The organism is Enterobacter quasihormaechei, assembly GCF_004331385.1.
Lineage (GTDB): Bacteria > Pseudomonadota > Gammaproteobacteria > Enterobacterales > Enterobacteriaceae > Enterobacter > Enterobacter quasihormaechei.
The window spans coordinates 59,758-74,495 of the sequence record NZ_SJON01000005.1; the positions used below are offsets into that span (position 1 = coordinate 59,758).

General features: G+C 52.6%; 16 protein-coding genes. All 16 read right to left on the bottom strand.

Going from position 1 to position 14,738, the window contains the following annotated elements:
* The 16 genes from E0L16_RS08870 to E0L16_RS08945 all read right to left on the bottom strand — a co-directional run bounded on the left by E0L16_RS08870 (position 1) and on the right by E0L16_RS08945 (position 14,682).
* Positions 1–3,267, bottom strand: a complete 3,267-nt coding sequence (locus E0L16_RS08870) for a TipJ family phage tail tip protein (RefSeq protein ID WP_345788983.1) — start codon at positions 3,265–3,267, stop codon at positions 1–3.
* Between the two features lie 133 nt (positions 3,268–3,400).
* Entirely contained in the window at positions 3,401–3,997 is a 597-nt protein-coding gene (locus E0L16_RS08875) for a tail assembly protein (protein ID WP_131636749.1), read from the bottom strand.
* Entirely contained in the window at positions 3,985–4,716 is a 732-nt protein-coding gene (locus E0L16_RS08880; RefSeq protein WP_131636750.1) for a C40 family peptidase, read from the bottom strand. The genes E0L16_RS08875 and E0L16_RS08880 overlap by 13 nt, the downstream gene beginning before the upstream one ends.
* Before the next feature lie 12 nt (positions 4,717–4,728).
* Positions 4,729–5,499, bottom strand: a complete 771-nt coding sequence (locus E0L16_RS08885) for a phage minor tail protein L (RefSeq protein WP_165498404.1) — start codon at positions 5,497–5,499, stop codon at positions 4,729–4,731.
* Positions 5,499–5,849, bottom strand: a complete 351-nt coding sequence (locus E0L16_RS08890; protein ID WP_022651622.1) for a phage tail protein — start codon at positions 5,847–5,849, stop codon at positions 5,499–5,501. Before E0L16_RS08890 ends, E0L16_RS08885 begins: the two co-directional genes overlap by 1 nt.
* 85 nt (positions 5,850–5,934) lie before the next feature.
* On the bottom strand, positions 5,935–6,321 hold the full coding sequence (locus E0L16_RS08895; RefSeq protein WP_131636752.1) for a hypothetical protein: 387 nt from the start codon (positions 6,319–6,321) through the stop codon (positions 5,935–5,937).
* Positions 6,322–6,377: 56 nt separating this feature from the next.
* A complete protein-coding gene (locus E0L16_RS08900; RefSeq protein WP_131636753.1) occupies positions 6,378–9,332 on the bottom strand; it encodes a phage tail tape measure protein in 2,955 nt (984 codons plus the stop codon).
* Between the two features lie 38 nt (positions 9,333–9,370).
* Positions 9,371–9,619, bottom strand: coding sequence for a DUF1799 domain-containing protein (locus tag E0L16_RS08905; RefSeq protein WP_060460419.1), 249 nt, complete (start codon positions 9,617–9,619; stop codon positions 9,371–9,373).
* Between the two features lie 59 nt (positions 9,620–9,678).
* Positions 9,679–10,032, bottom strand: coding sequence for a phage tail assembly chaperone (locus tag E0L16_RS08910; RefSeq protein WP_131636754.1), 354 nt, complete (start codon positions 10,030–10,032; stop codon positions 9,679–9,681).
* A 44-nt stretch (positions 10,033–10,076) separates the two neighbouring features.
* Positions 10,077–10,757, bottom strand: coding sequence for a phage tail protein (locus tag E0L16_RS08915; RefSeq protein ID WP_032666000.1), 681 nt, complete (start codon positions 10,755–10,757; stop codon positions 10,077–10,079).
* A gap of 65 nt (positions 10,758–10,822) precedes the next feature.
* Complete coding sequence (locus E0L16_RS08920; protein WP_032665998.1) at positions 10,823–11,233, bottom strand: phage tail terminator-like protein; 411 nt, start codon at positions 11,231–11,233, stop codon at positions 10,823–10,825.
* The gene (locus tag E0L16_RS08925; RefSeq protein ID WP_131636755.1) at positions 11,230–11,814 is read right to left on the bottom strand and encodes a hypothetical protein; all 585 of its coding nucleotides are present in this window, start codon (positions 11,812–11,814) and stop codon (positions 11,230–11,232) included. The genes E0L16_RS08920 and E0L16_RS08925 overlap by 4 nt, the downstream gene beginning before the upstream one ends.
* Before the next feature lies 1 nt (position 11,815).
* A complete protein-coding gene (locus E0L16_RS08930) occupies positions 11,816–12,166 on the bottom strand; it encodes a hypothetical protein (RefSeq protein WP_131636756.1) in 351 nt (116 codons plus the stop codon).
* Position 12,167: 1 nt separating this feature from the next.
* The gene (locus tag E0L16_RS08935; RefSeq protein WP_131636757.1) at positions 12,168–12,650 is read right to left on the bottom strand and encodes a DnaT-like ssDNA-binding protein; all 483 of its coding nucleotides are present in this window, start codon (positions 12,648–12,650) and stop codon (positions 12,168–12,170) included.
* The gene (locus E0L16_RS08940) at positions 12,647–13,243 is read right to left on the bottom strand and encodes a hypothetical protein (RefSeq protein ID WP_131636758.1); all 597 of its coding nucleotides are present in this window, start codon (positions 13,241–13,243) and stop codon (positions 12,647–12,649) included. Before E0L16_RS08940 ends, E0L16_RS08935 begins: the two co-directional genes overlap by 4 nt.
* Complete coding sequence (locus E0L16_RS08945) at positions 13,225–14,682, bottom strand: glycosyltransferase family 2 protein (RefSeq protein ID WP_131636759.1); 1,458 nt, start codon at positions 14,680–14,682, stop codon at positions 13,225–13,227. Before E0L16_RS08945 ends, E0L16_RS08940 begins: the two co-directional genes overlap by 19 nt.
* Positions 14,683–14,738: the final 56 nt, after the last annotated feature.

Genomic DNA, 14,738 nt, shown 5'->3' on the forward strand with positions numbered 1-14,738 from the left:
TCACCATGAGCCAACGACGATACGGCCACCGCCAGGGATATTGACGGTAATACCGTTGTTGTTGATGACGACCGTGTTATTGGTCCCGTTGAAGGCAAAATTACCGCTGGACGCATACAGCGAGCCACGGAAAGTGCCGTTGTTGAATTCAGGCGAGCCGTCTTTTGGAATATTCCAACCTTTCGCTCCAGACTGAAAATCGTTCGAACGGATGTAGTTACCGATTTTACCGTTATCAATACTCCCATCCTGAATAAATGCAGAACGGATAAACACCTGACCGTTGAAAACAAAGAACGCAGCCTGATAGTTACCCGGATCGCTTCCTGAGTAGATGCCGAACTGATCGGCAGCAAATACCACTGTCGATTTGTATGAGCCTCCAGATGGTTCAATGGACATCCCAAACCCGGTGTTGTACTTCACCCCGTTTCTGACAATACCCAGATTCAGCGTATATGACGCTTTGGCAGTGCCGTCGCTGGTCACCTCTGCGTTCATCTTCTGGTTGACAGCCGCCGTCAGACTGCCAACCTGTGACTGCACGTATGTATCGAGAGACGAGATAGCTTTTGTGTTGTCACTGATGGCTGTCTGCTGCTGAAGGATTTGGGAATTGATTTCACCAAACTGAGCCTTAACGCTGGTTGTGAGCTGCGCAAGCGCCTGGTCAACTGTGGCGATCGTTGTTTTCACAGTCAGGATTTCGGCGTTTACCTGCCCCAGTTGTTGGAACTGGCGATCCACAGTCCCTTTGTTCGCCAGCGCGTTTTGCAGAATGCCTTCGAGGTTAGTATCCACGCCCTCGGATATATTCTTGAACGCATCAGAATCGCGGACAGCATCATCGATATCGCCAATAAGGTCTGCTGCTGACTGGTTAGTTACCCCCGTAATCCAGTCAGTCCATGCCCCGACATTTCCAATGCGATCAACGAGTCGCGCACGATACCACTGGCGAACGCCTGCCTGCATTGGACCATGAAGATAGTTAGACTGCGGATATGGTACCAGGGAAAGCAGTTGAGGATTTGAATGGTCATCAGACGAGGAACGCTGTATCTCGGTATACTCTGTGTCACCGGAATCAGCAGGGAATCCCCAGCTGAGCGCAATGTTCCAGACAACATCATCTGTCGCCTTAAAGCCTACTGGCTTTGGCACATCTCCCTGACGGCCTTTCAGGTGGGTAAGTGCAGAAGTTGCCCAGAGACTTGATGCACCGCCAGAGTTGATCGCACGTACGCGGACCAGATAATCCCCCTCGAAGATGCCAGGCACTTCGATATTGCGAAGACCGGTCTCCGGTACGTTAACCCACTCATTGTCGCCGCGCTTCCACTGCACCCGATAGGCTATGACATCCGCCTGTGGTTTGCCGTTCTTGTCGACCGGCGCATCCCAGGATGCCGTCAGGGTAGCCACTCGCTGCCCCTGGCGCACTGCGTCATAGCTCGCTACCGCGATATTGGTCGGCTGGTTAACGAGGCCGGTTGGTATCAGACTGATTGGCGGCGTGTCCAGGCGGGCATTGTTATCGACCGCATCATATTTTGATGCGTTATATTCGGCCCCGGTGATTGTGAAGGTGTTTTCTTCATCATCAAATCTCAGGTTCGTAACGCGGAAGTATTGCAGGCGCAACTGCCCGGCATCGATGACGAATACAGCGTTGGGTAACGGCTCTGCCGTGAAAGGCGTGGCGACCACCAGCTGCGTGCCGTTTACGGCCTGGATCACCCTGCTTTCAACGGTACCGCCCCGTGTGCGGATCATCAGTGCGTCACCCGCAACGGCACTGGTTCCCCGATCGGTTGTCACAGCCTTCAACCCGGCGTTATATCCGGTTATACGCCCGCCATAAACACGCCCCGAAAGGCGTTCGTCAGCAAATGCAAACACGGTACCCGGCACGTAGACATAGCCATCAAGCCCGGTCTGTAGCGTAATAATCCGGTCGAGTGAGTTGGAATACACCGCCCACCCGCCACGGCGCTGTGCTTCGCTCTCGCGCGTACAGCCGATTGCGGTGATCTGCGTCTGCTTAAACTTGAACTGCTTAACCAGGTCCGGGAACATCACCGCTGTTGTGCGGTCCTGATAGTGATTGTCAGGGTCGCTGAAGTTAATCAGCGCGCTGGAGTAGCGGGTCTTTTCACTGCCGCTCGAGTAAACCGGTTTGCCCACCACCGAAGCGCGGGTAAGGATTTGCAGCTTCGACGTATCTGCCGGCATGTCCGAGACAACATTGAACATGTTGTTGCCCCAGAACGTCATGCCATTGAACCCTGCGGCGATGTCTTTGATTACCTGCCACGCATCAGCCTGCGACTGGATGTAGACATCAAACATGAAGCGCGGCTCGGTACCGTCACCACCCTTCCCGTCAGGTACTTTTTGATCGCAACGCTGGGCAATACGGTAAAGCTCCCACTTATCCAGCATCTGCGCCGTGACGCGTCGGCCAAGACCGAAACGCGGCTCAGTGAGCACATCGAACCAGATCCATGCTGGGTTATTCGTCCAGCCCCACTTAAACGTCCCGTCCCATGTGCCGCTATAGGTTCTGGCTATCGGATCGTAATTCGAAGGGATGCGGATAATGCGCCCCTTAGGTTTACAGGAAACCTTCGGGATATTGTTGAACGATTTGGCGTTGAACGACACATACAGCAGCGCCGTATGGGGATAACGCAGGCGCGCATCAATCACCTCAGTGATTGCCTGTACCTGCGTTTTATTCTGCAACATCTGGCTGGTGCTGTCGTCGGTGTCGCGTACCACGCGGATCTGCCAGCCTGTACTGGCTTTCGGAAGATTAATGCGATGGGTCAGTTCATAGAGAGAACTGAGTTTCTCTGTCACGGTTCTTGTCATGACCGTAGAGAACGCACCACCATCTACAGCAAGATCGATATGGTACTTTACGGTAGTGCCGACAATATCCCCGTCGTTTTCCTGCTGCTGCAAACCCGGAATACCAATGCGAACGAGCACAGCGTCAATCTGGGTGTTACTCAGCGCGCGCGTCCAGGGCGTGGCTTTCGTCAGAGATACGCCAACCGTAGTTTCGTTCTCCACTGCGGGAAAACCCGGAATCGGTGTCTGGGTCTGTGTTCCCGGCCGAAATTCCCAGGAAACGTTTTCAAAGTTCATCGTTCCGTCGGCGTTTCCCAGCGGCGTACCGTCCAGGAAAATGCTGGTCGCATCCAGACCTCCAGCAAACTCACCTTCCCCGAGCGCCAGCAGCATGCGGCAGCGTGCCATTGACTGCGCCGAATCAGGTTGTTCTACAGGTGTGTGCTGTTTCTGGCTGCCACCCTTTGCACCAGTGATCGCTTCCATATTACATCCATAAAAAAAGCACCCGACTGGGTGCTTGATATTCAGAAAGGAGTTATCAGATGTCTTCGGCGACTATGCCAGCGCTGATGATGGCGCCGCCAATCTCGCGGACGCCATAGAGAAGCGCGACCGGGTTTCCCATTGCTGTGGTATTAACCGCACCGCCAAAGGCGTAACTTGGTTTATTGTCAGCATCTTGGCGCATCTGCAAACCGCTTGGTTGTGGAGATAGCATCTGGTAGACGCCACCGGCCATGGAGCTGACGCCACCAGCAATTAGCCCACCAGCCATAGTCGCCCCAATAACACCCCAACCAGCCGGACCCAGGGCGAGTCCTGCAACCACCATCACGGCGCCGAGGATGGTCTGAAACAATCCGGCTTTTTTCGAACCTTCGATAATCGGCGCAATGCGGATATCACTGTCTCCTGTCAACTCCTGGAAGTCCTGAGTGCCGATATTCCTTTTCCCGCGGAACACGGCAAAGGTCATGCCGTTTTTTTTGGCATTCATCAGATAGTCTTCCAGCCCGTCGAAATTGATGCACAGGGCTTTTACCGCTTCGGCAGATGTCTGCACTGCCAGTTTGTGCACGCGCCCGAACCGGGCGCCCAGGGCGCCATACAGACGAATGGTGATTAAACGCGCCATGGCTTAATCTCCTGTGGCAGGTCTTTGTGACGAACGCAGATCATCGTGCGGTCTTTGAAATAGCCGCGGGCATACGGTGTAATACATGAAGGCTGGCCGTAAAGGTGGTGGAGCAGTTCACCTTCTTCAGTGATGATGCCCGCGTGGTTCCACTTATCCGAATCAACCTGCATGATGACCATGCAGCCTGGTGCCGGATCGCACTCGACGAATCCTTCCCGCTCCCAGTTTTCGAAATAGAGATTGTCCGGGTACTGGCTTTCCCACCACGGGTAATCGACGCGAAAATCGTTCAGCGTGACGCCCTGAATGGCGTGCCATTCCATAATCAGCCCCCAGCAGTCATTCGAGCCCAGGATAAACGGACGTCCGATAAGCGGCACCGCCTCCGGCATTATCTCGGCGTATTCATCGCTGTCAGGTGAGTAAATACCCCAGATCACGCCGGAGTTATTGCACTGCTGGCGGTCGAGATCGGACGGAATAGGCCGGGCACCGTCACCCGGGTGGGAGTGGATGACGCGAATAATCGTCCCGATATCTTCGGCGTTAGCCCAGTGCTCGCCGTCGATGCGAAAATGCTCTGTCGGATTTTCGTGCGTATTCGGCACGGGAATGTAGCGCTGGCGACGGCCAGACTGAATAACGAAGCCACAGCACTCACGCGGGGATTCCTCCAGTGCATGCGCCCGGATAGCTGCCATTATGGTTTTATTCATTGGTACGTCCGGTTATCGGGTGAAGAGAACGGTTGCCGGGAAGCCACCAAAATCGAGGATTGCCGCGTCAGGGTCTGCCAGGCCAGCGCCAAATCGTTTACGGCAGTCACTGAGGCAACCGCCACACACATCAAGGGCAGGATCTGATACCTGATTCCCTTTAGCGTCGAAATACGCAGTGCCGTTATAGGTGCATCCATCGCCGCTGCGATACTGACCGCGCAGCGCCCATTCACAAAGCGATGTGATTTGTCGGGTGGGGATCACAAGGCTCTGCAAATCGGCTGGGCTGCTGAGTGCCCAGGTAACCACCTCATCATCTTCGGAGGTTTTGGTGTCAAGCCAGAAGGTCTGAAGTGTGAACATTGATGAATCAGCTGTAGGGTTTACGCCACCAGGGTAATTTACGGCATCGAGATAGACCGCATAGGTATCGATAATGCTCACTTTTGCGTTAACCAAGTCCTTAAATTGCAGGCACAGCGCAGTGATATGGCCGTCAAGGTTTGAGACGCTCAGGGTGGGCTCCGCCGCCTGGTCTGTTGAAAGCTCCAGGCCTGAAACCTGAAACGGCCAAAAATCGTAGGTGTTGCCACCGAAGACGATTGGCTTGGGTCCGAGCTTTTGTTCATCTCCATTGGCAACATCGATCTCTTCGGGTGTATGGGGGAAAGGTGCGTAGTGGAATCGGTGGATCCCGCCACTGAACTCTGAGGCGTCAACTTCAACCAGGCGGACCCTGCCACCCGGCGCCAGCATCGCCGCCTGATCGACTAATGCCATTATGCGTACACTCCGTAAGCCCGTTTGATGGTGAACGTCAACTCAGCAACTTTGCTGCTGATCTGCGTTTTACGAACGGAATCGGCTACGACGCGGTAAAGCCCCTTCTCTTCGCCTGGCGGCGTAATGATGAAAGCTTTCACGGTATGAGCGAGGAGAAAATCACGAATCCTGTCCACTTCCGACTCGTTGCCCGTGTGCTTCATAGGGACCTGAATAGCCGTGGAGTTAATACCGTTATCGGCCACTTGCTCATAGCCATCGCCGAACTGCGCCGCGCGAACTGCCTGGCTATATTCAATCGCGCCAGCACCGAGCTGAGAGCGCCAGCTATATGTTTCAACTGCCATATTTACTCCATAAAAAAAGCCCCGCATGTGCGAGGCTTAATATTGGTTGAAAGCATGGGAGTGAGAGTTATCAGACCATTTTGATTTAACTTCCATTCATTTCTACAAGCCGGTAATCAGTCTTCCCATCCTTGTCTTCAATACATTCGGCCCTGAATTTCTGCTCTAGTCCAAATTTATTTTTGGCGCTAAACTCCTGCGTGGCGTAAAACTTACCGTCATCACCGAGCCATCTGTTCGAGCCAAACACTGACATATCCAAGGTGCTTTTGTTAATGACTGACATCCTTACGTAAGCTTCACAGGCATTGCGAAGCTCATCTAGTTTTTTATCCGTAAGTTCCTTGGCTTCTTTTTGCTTCTTTTCTTGTTCTGAAGGTTTGTTAACCAGCGCTGCAATAATAATCACCACAACCAGAAGCAGTAATAGCCCAATGGTTCTTAAGATCTTCTTAAAGATTTTTTTAAACACAATCATCCCCTGATTCTTATGGTTATCATCATATTAACCAGGGGATGACGTAAACACTACCTGCCTTTACTAAAGTTGTAGATCATGCCTCCAGGCTTAAGGTGCTTCTGTATAACCCTTGCGGCTGCATTCTGCATTTCATCAGCAAGAGCACGCCCCATAACATCACCAGAACTGCTGGATTGCGCAGTAGCATTCCCGTTGGCGTCAACGTTTACGACAGTATTGATTACGGGTGCAGAACCGCCACCGGATCCAGAACTGCTGTTTAACCCGTACATTGGAGCACGACCAACGAACCCGCCATCTGCATAGCCCTTAGCGTTACGCATCAGCGCATAAAGATTACCTACACCCAATGCAGACGTTGCCTCTTTGGTGAATACAAACTCACCGCCGTGAACGATGCCTTTTGGCTCGAATTTTCCGCCGTCACCAGTGTATCCACCAGAGTCGAAAAGACTAACACCAGAACTCGCCGCATTGGTATAAGCTCCGCTGGGTGTATTGCCGGTACTGACATCACCAGTAATCCATCCCATGGCTTTCTGTACCGCCCAAGCCACAAGCAATCTGTTGATGATCTCAACAATCATTTTGAGGATGGATGCCGCAAACTGTCTGAAAGATGCCGTTCCTGTTGTAACAAGGCTGGTCATCATGTCGGAAATACCCCCGAGGGCAGTTTGCGCTGCCTGCGACACTGAGGAATAAACGTTCTGCGCCGTCTGAAGATATTCATTCAGCCCATTGACAGCACCAGCTCGCCAGTTCTGTTCAAGCGAGTCCTGCGCTTTATAGGTTTTGCGCATTTCAGAAAGCGCTTTCGCCTGAGCCTTAGGATTTAGAGAGTACTCTTTCTCGATACGATCGAGTTCCATCCCTCTCTGAGCATCTCGAGATGATACCCCTGTAGCGAGTAAAGCAACCTCGGCACGTTTAGCCTCTTGCTGACGCTGCAACTTCTGTGCACTGTCCATCAGATCATTCATCTTTTTCTGATGCTCAATCTGCCGGGATAAACTGGCCTCTTTCTCGAGGCTCAGCCGAATTTCCTTTTGGTGCGTAAGAATAGATTTTTCATCAGCTGTGAGTAGTTTCTTCTCCTTGAGATCAGCAATTTGCTGATTGAAAGCCAACAACCGTTTTTCACCATCAGTCATTGATTCCGTTTGCACTGACTGTTGACGCAATACCGCCAGGCGTTGTCGAGACTCCTGAAGCATTCGGGTTGCGGCATCAATACTGATCCTATCAGCTCTTACTTTTCTTTCTGATTCGTCAGCAAGCTTACTTACTGCGCTACGGGATTCTCTGCTGGTTCCCCCGTCTCCCGTTACACCAGAACCTCGAGCTTCAGCTTCATAATTTGCCTGCGCATTAGGTGCGGTGATGCGCTTCCACAAAATGTCATAGCGCTTTTTGTTCGCTTCAATTTCCTTATCAGCATCAGCCCCGGCCTTTTTCATAGCCGCGACATCCATGCCGAGGAAATTAGCTAAGGCACCCCCACCAGGTATTTTTTCAGCCCAACCAGCGATCGTCCCGGTAAATTTGGCATCCAGAGAAGTGATATTGAGGAATAGGTCGTTAATCGATGCTTTTACTAATTCAAAAATATCGATAACCTGATTGGCCCAGGCGCGAAGAGTTACCCCAATCTGCTCAAACACGTTTGATGCAGTTGTTTTTACAGTTTTCCATGCCCTGCCAATATTATCTGTAGCTTCGACGACTTTTTTGCTGCGCTCCTCCATAACGCCAGCATAAAGGCTTACCGCCTCCGTAACCGCGGCCTGCTCTCCTTTCGTCTGTTTAAGCTGGATCAGATGTTTCATTTCAGCTTCTGTCAGGAAGCCGTATTTTTCATTGAGTTCCGCCAGCCCTTTAATTGGATCTTTAAGAATCTTACCAAAGTCTGCCATGGAGTCTTTGGTATCAATGCCGGCGTCTTTCATCACCAGCATTGCCTTTGCGATCCGCTCCATTTCAGGGCCACTCGCTTTCCCCTGATTATTCAGGTCGATCAAGGTATCAGTGACTTCTGAGACTGAATTACCGGTTTCCGATGCAACCCTCGCTGCAACTGAATTCAGTTGTTCAAGCGATTTGAAACCTGCGCCCCCCATCAGCAACACTGATGACGCCGCCCGATCGAATTGCTCGGATGATTTAAAAGCCGCAGCCCCCATCAGTGCCAATGTTCCAATGAGTCCACCGATAGCGATGCGCGCAGGTGTTATCAATGACGTAACAGCCTTCAGCGCATTACCAACACCTCCAAAGGAGTCGCGGATCTGCCCCCCCTGCTGGATGGCCACCATATACACCGGCATACCTGAGGCGAGAGAGGTCACTACGTCGGTGATCTGCATCGGTAACTGGCGCATTGCGTTACGGTACTGACCAGCGCTAATTTCACCACGCCTCCAGGCATCCTCCTGTTCCCGCAGTTTTGAGATGAACGGTGCAGACTGGTCAGCTACACCCAACTGAGCAGCCTTCATTTCCAGAATTTCAGCGCGAGTTTTCCCTACTGCTGAAGCCTGCTCCTGCAATGAAGCAACGAACGCCTCTCCCGCCTGCGCTGCACGTTTCGCTGAGGCCTCCTGTTCGAGCAGCGTACGTCCTTCTTCCGTGAGGGTCATGTGCGTGCGTTGGAGCTTATTTCTGGTGTCGTCCAGTATCGCACCATAATCGCGGAATTGCTCTGTGGGCAGCAGACCTTTTTTATTGGCCTGCGTTAGCTGCGCGTAGATCTTATCAAGCTCTTCGAATGCTTTATTGGTGGGATTGATTCGGTTAAGGAGGTTCTGTAATTCCTGCTGCTGCTCCTTCAGGCTTTGGTTTTGTTGCTTACCCGACTGAGCGCCAGCCCGAAAAACACTGTTAAGATTATCCGCCTTTTGAGCAGCACCCGCAGCTGTTGCCTGGAATTTATCAAGCTCCTGATTCCCTCGCTCCAGTTCACTGGTATTTACTTTCAGGGAGATCGTTGCGATATCAGACATTCGGTATCTCCGGGTATAAAAAACCCGGGTAATCCGGGTTAATGATTTTGATTTTTATGGATGGTTCGGAGGGCTGCGGCCTCCATTACTCTCACATCCTGTAAAGCGCCTGCCTCGTCGTCGATACCGTGAATCCTCATCATCCAGGGCAAGACGTTATAGTCCAGCCCGGTCACCCCACCGATACCAGTTCTCCATTGTGTAAACATGTCTCTGAAAATACAGAATGCTGGCCACACATCAGGGAGGACGTCTATTTCAACATCGTCCAGATCGTCCAGGGTCATGCTGAATGCAGCTAATTCTTCAGCGGAGGGGTCAGGCGTAAAACACGCCTCGGCAAGCGCTATGAGTTTTTTTCGCGGACGGCGTACAACTCTTTCGTATAAGCGGAAACAATGGAGTCGAAAGCACGGGGATAATTTTCAAGCAGCAACGCAAGATTATCCCGGTTGTATTCACTGTCGATATTCCAGCTTTCAATAATTTCAGCCAGATAATTCAGGGGAGCATCTACCTGATCGGCGCTGCCATCCACCAGTTCGGCGGCACGCTTCAGGTTATCTTCCATATCTTTCAACTGCTTTCGGGTTTTATGGCGGACAATCAGAGTAACCACCCCGTCGTCTTCACCAGGGCGTGGAATGCTCACCGAAAGTTTAAAAGTTGGTTTAGGGTTTAACGTAAATTTTGTAGCCATAATAAAAATCCTTGAAGCCCCTTTCGGGGCTGGAAAGTGAATGGTTAGCTGCCCGGAGTGGTGTCTGCGTCTTTGTAGAATGTGGTGCCTTTTGACTGTACGGCAAACGCGACAGTGACTGTTTCAATCTGGTTGACTACAGGGTTTGGCTCACCAGAGAAGGACGGCACCACTGACCAGTAACGTGTTTCTTTTGCTTTAGGCACGTACATGTAAACAGCGATAGTGTCGCCAGCAAGATCGGCCTCTTTCAGAAGCGGGTAGAACGGCTGGTCAGAGTCGTGGGCGACCGTATAAGTCTGCGTTTTTGCAGATTTATACGTCGGCAGGCTTCGCTGCGTGTCATCTTCCAGGAACTGGAATTGATAATACTGCTGCTCGCCACCAGCAGCGGCTACTTCAGTGATTTGAGGGATCTGCACCCAATCAGCAGACTCAACCACCCTGAGGGATCCAGAGCCAGAGCCGGTCGGGAAAATTTTGGTGTTTGAAGTGTTTACACCACCAATTGTTGCCTGCGAGCCGGAGACTGCTGTTACTTTACCTACCAGATTATCCAGTGCGGTCCATGGGGAACTCAGCAGAACGACATCGCCTACTTTGACTGTTCCACCATTGAGCGTTAATACAGCGTTTGCTGCGTTAGAAATATCCGTGATGGTAATTGGGTTGCCTGAAGCTGGCGCCACAAATACCGTTGCGCCATTTGGTAGATGGAAAGCCATCTTTTACCTCGCATATAAAAAAACCGGCCATTAGCCGGTTGTGGGTGAATAATAGAAGTTGAGGGTTAAGTGCTTATATCAGCACGGTAGTTGAAACTTACTGGAACGGTGTAAGACACGGGTGTAGGGATGCCGCGGAATATGCCAGGCTCGCTGCTAATCCAGAAGGTGAAATCCCTGCCCTCAACCTCCAGCCCCTCGGGGAACAATTCCGCCACTCTGCCCGCCAGGGCAACGACGGAGGTACGGCCGGAGCCGGCTGGCGCCACGACATTAATCTGGTACACGCCAGAATAAGTCCGGCAGCGCAAGCCGAGATCGATTGTTCGCGGCGTAACGGGCATATCGTGAACGGCCAGGTACATCTCGTTAGCAGGGGGTGTAAACGGCACGTTCTCCCATGCAACCTGAATACCTTCTGCATCAGCCCATTCACCAAGCCTTGCGGCGAGTGCCGCGGCAATATCTGGAATCACTTGGGCACCTCTCTTACGGCTTCCTCAAAGAAGCGTTGAAACTCAGCGGCAGTTATGCGAACCATGCCGCCAGGCGCCTGTGTTGAATGCCCCATTTCAAGTGGGTAGGCATAGGGCACGTTGTTGCAGAAATAAATGGCCTTCATCCCGACTTTGAACAATGACAGCGTGTAGTTCCCGGCTGCTTTTGTCAGGTCGCCGGTCTTGTCTATTCGCCCTGTTTCATCAGTTGTAGGAGCATCAAACGATACCTGCCAGTTACCGCGAAAGCGTCCGCCCGTATACCCCGGCGGTGCTTTGATATCCATCCCATCCACCACCCGGGCTTTTTTCTTCAGTCGCCCGGTTTTGGTCAGGTTGTCGGGATTTGCCCGCTGCGCCTCGTTATGGTCGTAAACAGCGCGATTATAGGAAACGGCTGTCTGGTTAACTTCCCACAACTCCGGGTTGCCCACTGGGGACATCATCACCAGTTGGTTTAGTATTTTTATGCCGACGGCGCGCACCACAGCTTCTTGATTCGCTTTGGCCTTATTGACGAAGGCTGTGATTTCAGCGAGGAATGCCGTGTTCTCGCCCATGTTAAGCCCTCAGTTGCGCTTTGTAGCAGAGTACCAGCGAGGCAGGTTTTGCAGGGTTGGGGTTCACAACGCGGTAGGCTGTGCCGTCTATATCAACCACATCGCCGATTTTAATTTCCTGCTCTGCGGTAAAGACGATTCGAACATCACCGTTTACGATGACCGATCCATCAATTTCGCCTGGCGTGTATTCCGTTTTAACGCCGATCGCAGTGAACTGAACATCATCCGTTTTATGCTCGACTCCACCGATAACCGTTACTGAACCCTTGCGGATGACGATGTATAACGCTCCGTTCTGCCTGAGCATGCGCGTTGTTCTGGCCTGCATACGTTGGTAATCAATCGCCATATCATGCCCTCTCTGCAAATGCATTGATTGCGTAGCCACGACCACCAGCAAGGTCACCCAGCATCCCCATCACAGCAGGATAAGACGGTGTAAAGACTTCGCCATCTGCGACTGCATAGGTCATAGTGACAGCGCCTTCCACACGCTCAGTCTTCACAGCGGCTTCGCGCACGCTGGTGAGTAAATCGCCGTCGATTGCCTCTACCGCCAGCATGCACTGCGCGGTTATAACCTGACGTGGAACTTCATCCGGCGGGAAATCATGTTCATCCAGAACGACATTCTCGCGTGGCCATGCCAGAGCCTGTCTCGGGTCAGCTTTTGAGCCAACCCAGTCCAGCCCCTCCAGGTAATCCATTGCCTTAATCAGCAAAGGTGTAAGCTTGTCAGGCAGTTCAATACCGCGTATTTCCGCAAATGAGGCAAGGTCCTCTTCACTGGCGTAGCTATTAAAACCCGGGTCTGTTGGGTCGGTGATAATCATAGTTCCTCCAGGGTGCCGGCTAATGACCACGCACGCCGGGCCTCAGTTCTGGGCTTACCATCCGGATGGCGTTCAACACTTGGCCCGTCTGCATGCTCAACCAGAGATTCGGACAGATAAACCACCTCCCGCCCCCAGGCTCTGCCGATAGCAAAATCGGCTGCGAGATGATGCGGCCAGCGCGCCAGAATATCCGCCAGCTCGTTCTGGGGGATGCTATAGCAAACACCGTGGATCAGGGTTGGTAGGGTTAAGGTTTCCCTGCATGATGACAACTTTGCCGCAATAGTTGGTTGCCATTGCGGAGGCCTGCTGGTACCGAGATAGAAACTGATGAGAGAATCAGGGCATCGGGCCAGCCAGTGACTTATCTTGTTTATGAATCCGTGAACAGGTATCGCGTCGTCTTCCAGCACCACTACCCGGCAGGTTTGTTCTGCTGCCCACTCCAGCGCGCGGCGATGATTCCAGTTCGCACCGTGGTTACCGTCATCAATCAGCAGATGAGCATCCAGCAGCGCAGCAAGACGTTGTGCTTGTCCCGTCCGGGTGTGGTGACCAACCACAACAAACTTCACTTGTGTTTCCACCACGCTGCCTCCTTACCGATGCCCTCAGTTTTGAATACCGTGTGAACCATAGGGCCGGTGATCAGCCTGTCAGCGAATGACTTCGCAACAATGCCGAACGCCAGCATGTCGCCCACCGCGGCGCCAGCCTGTTCTTTCTTCCAGAAACGATAGCTCTCGATCCGATAGTAAAGACGGATGATGCCGTGAGCGAACGCCATCACATCAGCGCGGGTCCCCCCCAGCAGCCCAGCGTTAAGCATCACATCGTTGCGGTGCTTTTCAATGAACTCCTGATAGATGCGCTCCGGATGATTTTGCTTTGCCCAGGAATCGACGTAGGTCTTTGGTTCAGAACCGACGTACACCTTCCCTGCCTCCATTTCTTCCCACGGCGCGCGAAGCATTTCGACATCGGTACCATCGGTACACCAGACGAACCGGTATTCAGGGTGAACTCGCAAGTGCTGCCAGATGTGCAACCAGCGACGAAAGTAGACATTCATCTTCACGTCAGGAACGCGACATAGCTCAACATCTGCCGGGGCCGTCAGTAATTCATCCACCAGCGCTATACGACCACACTGGCGAAGCGAGGCCGCCCATTTGCTCAGCATGCCAGGCGAGGCCGCCATTTTTGTGCCGCGCTGCGGGTCAGGCTGACTGGTAAGCAGGGTTGTGATAACCACGTCGCGCTGCTGGTGGTATTCAACGTAACCAGTAAACCCGGCATCACGCCGTTCGTTGTGGATCTTCACGTTACGTTCCACCAGCGCCTGTCGGTCGGGACGCGGTACCGAACGCTCTACGGCTTCATACTCATCGAGAGAATGGATTAGCTTTTCTGAACCGACCACATCACCGTAAGCCCACGTCGTCAGGCCAGCGTTATGGATACGTAGCGCGAGGTCACTGTGTTCATACATACCACGGCCGTATATCGGATCGAATCCACCTACTTTCTCAATGGCGCTGCGGTGGTAATACAGCATCACGCCGCGCTGCCCGGTGTAAGCCACATGCTGATCGTCACGGTAAAGCTCAGAAAGGTCATTCAGCTTGTTCGTGCCAGCAAGATCCAGAAACTGGTAAGCCAGGTGCGGTTCGGGTGATTCGATGTATGGAAGGTGCCAGTTATCAGCGATGGGCCAGGCGTCATCGTCCCAAAGGAAAAGATGCTCACACCCGGCGTCCATAAGCGCGGTTAAACTGGCGTTCTTCGAAGCAACAATGCCAAGTGATGTTTCATGGCGACGCAGCTGCACGCCGTCTGGTACTACGGCGGGAGGTTTAGAGCCGTCGTCGATAACCACCACCTGCGCATCGACAGGAAGATGTTTGGTATGCTGCTCAATGGCGCGCTTTAAAACGTCTGGCCGGTTATGGGTAGTTATGGCAATGCCAATCCGTGACGCTGAAGCGCAGGCAGGCACAAACGGGACACCATCAATAGTGACCTGCATTTGATTTCCCTTTTAGACGTGAGCCTGTCGCACGGCAAAGCCGCCGAAAGTTAACG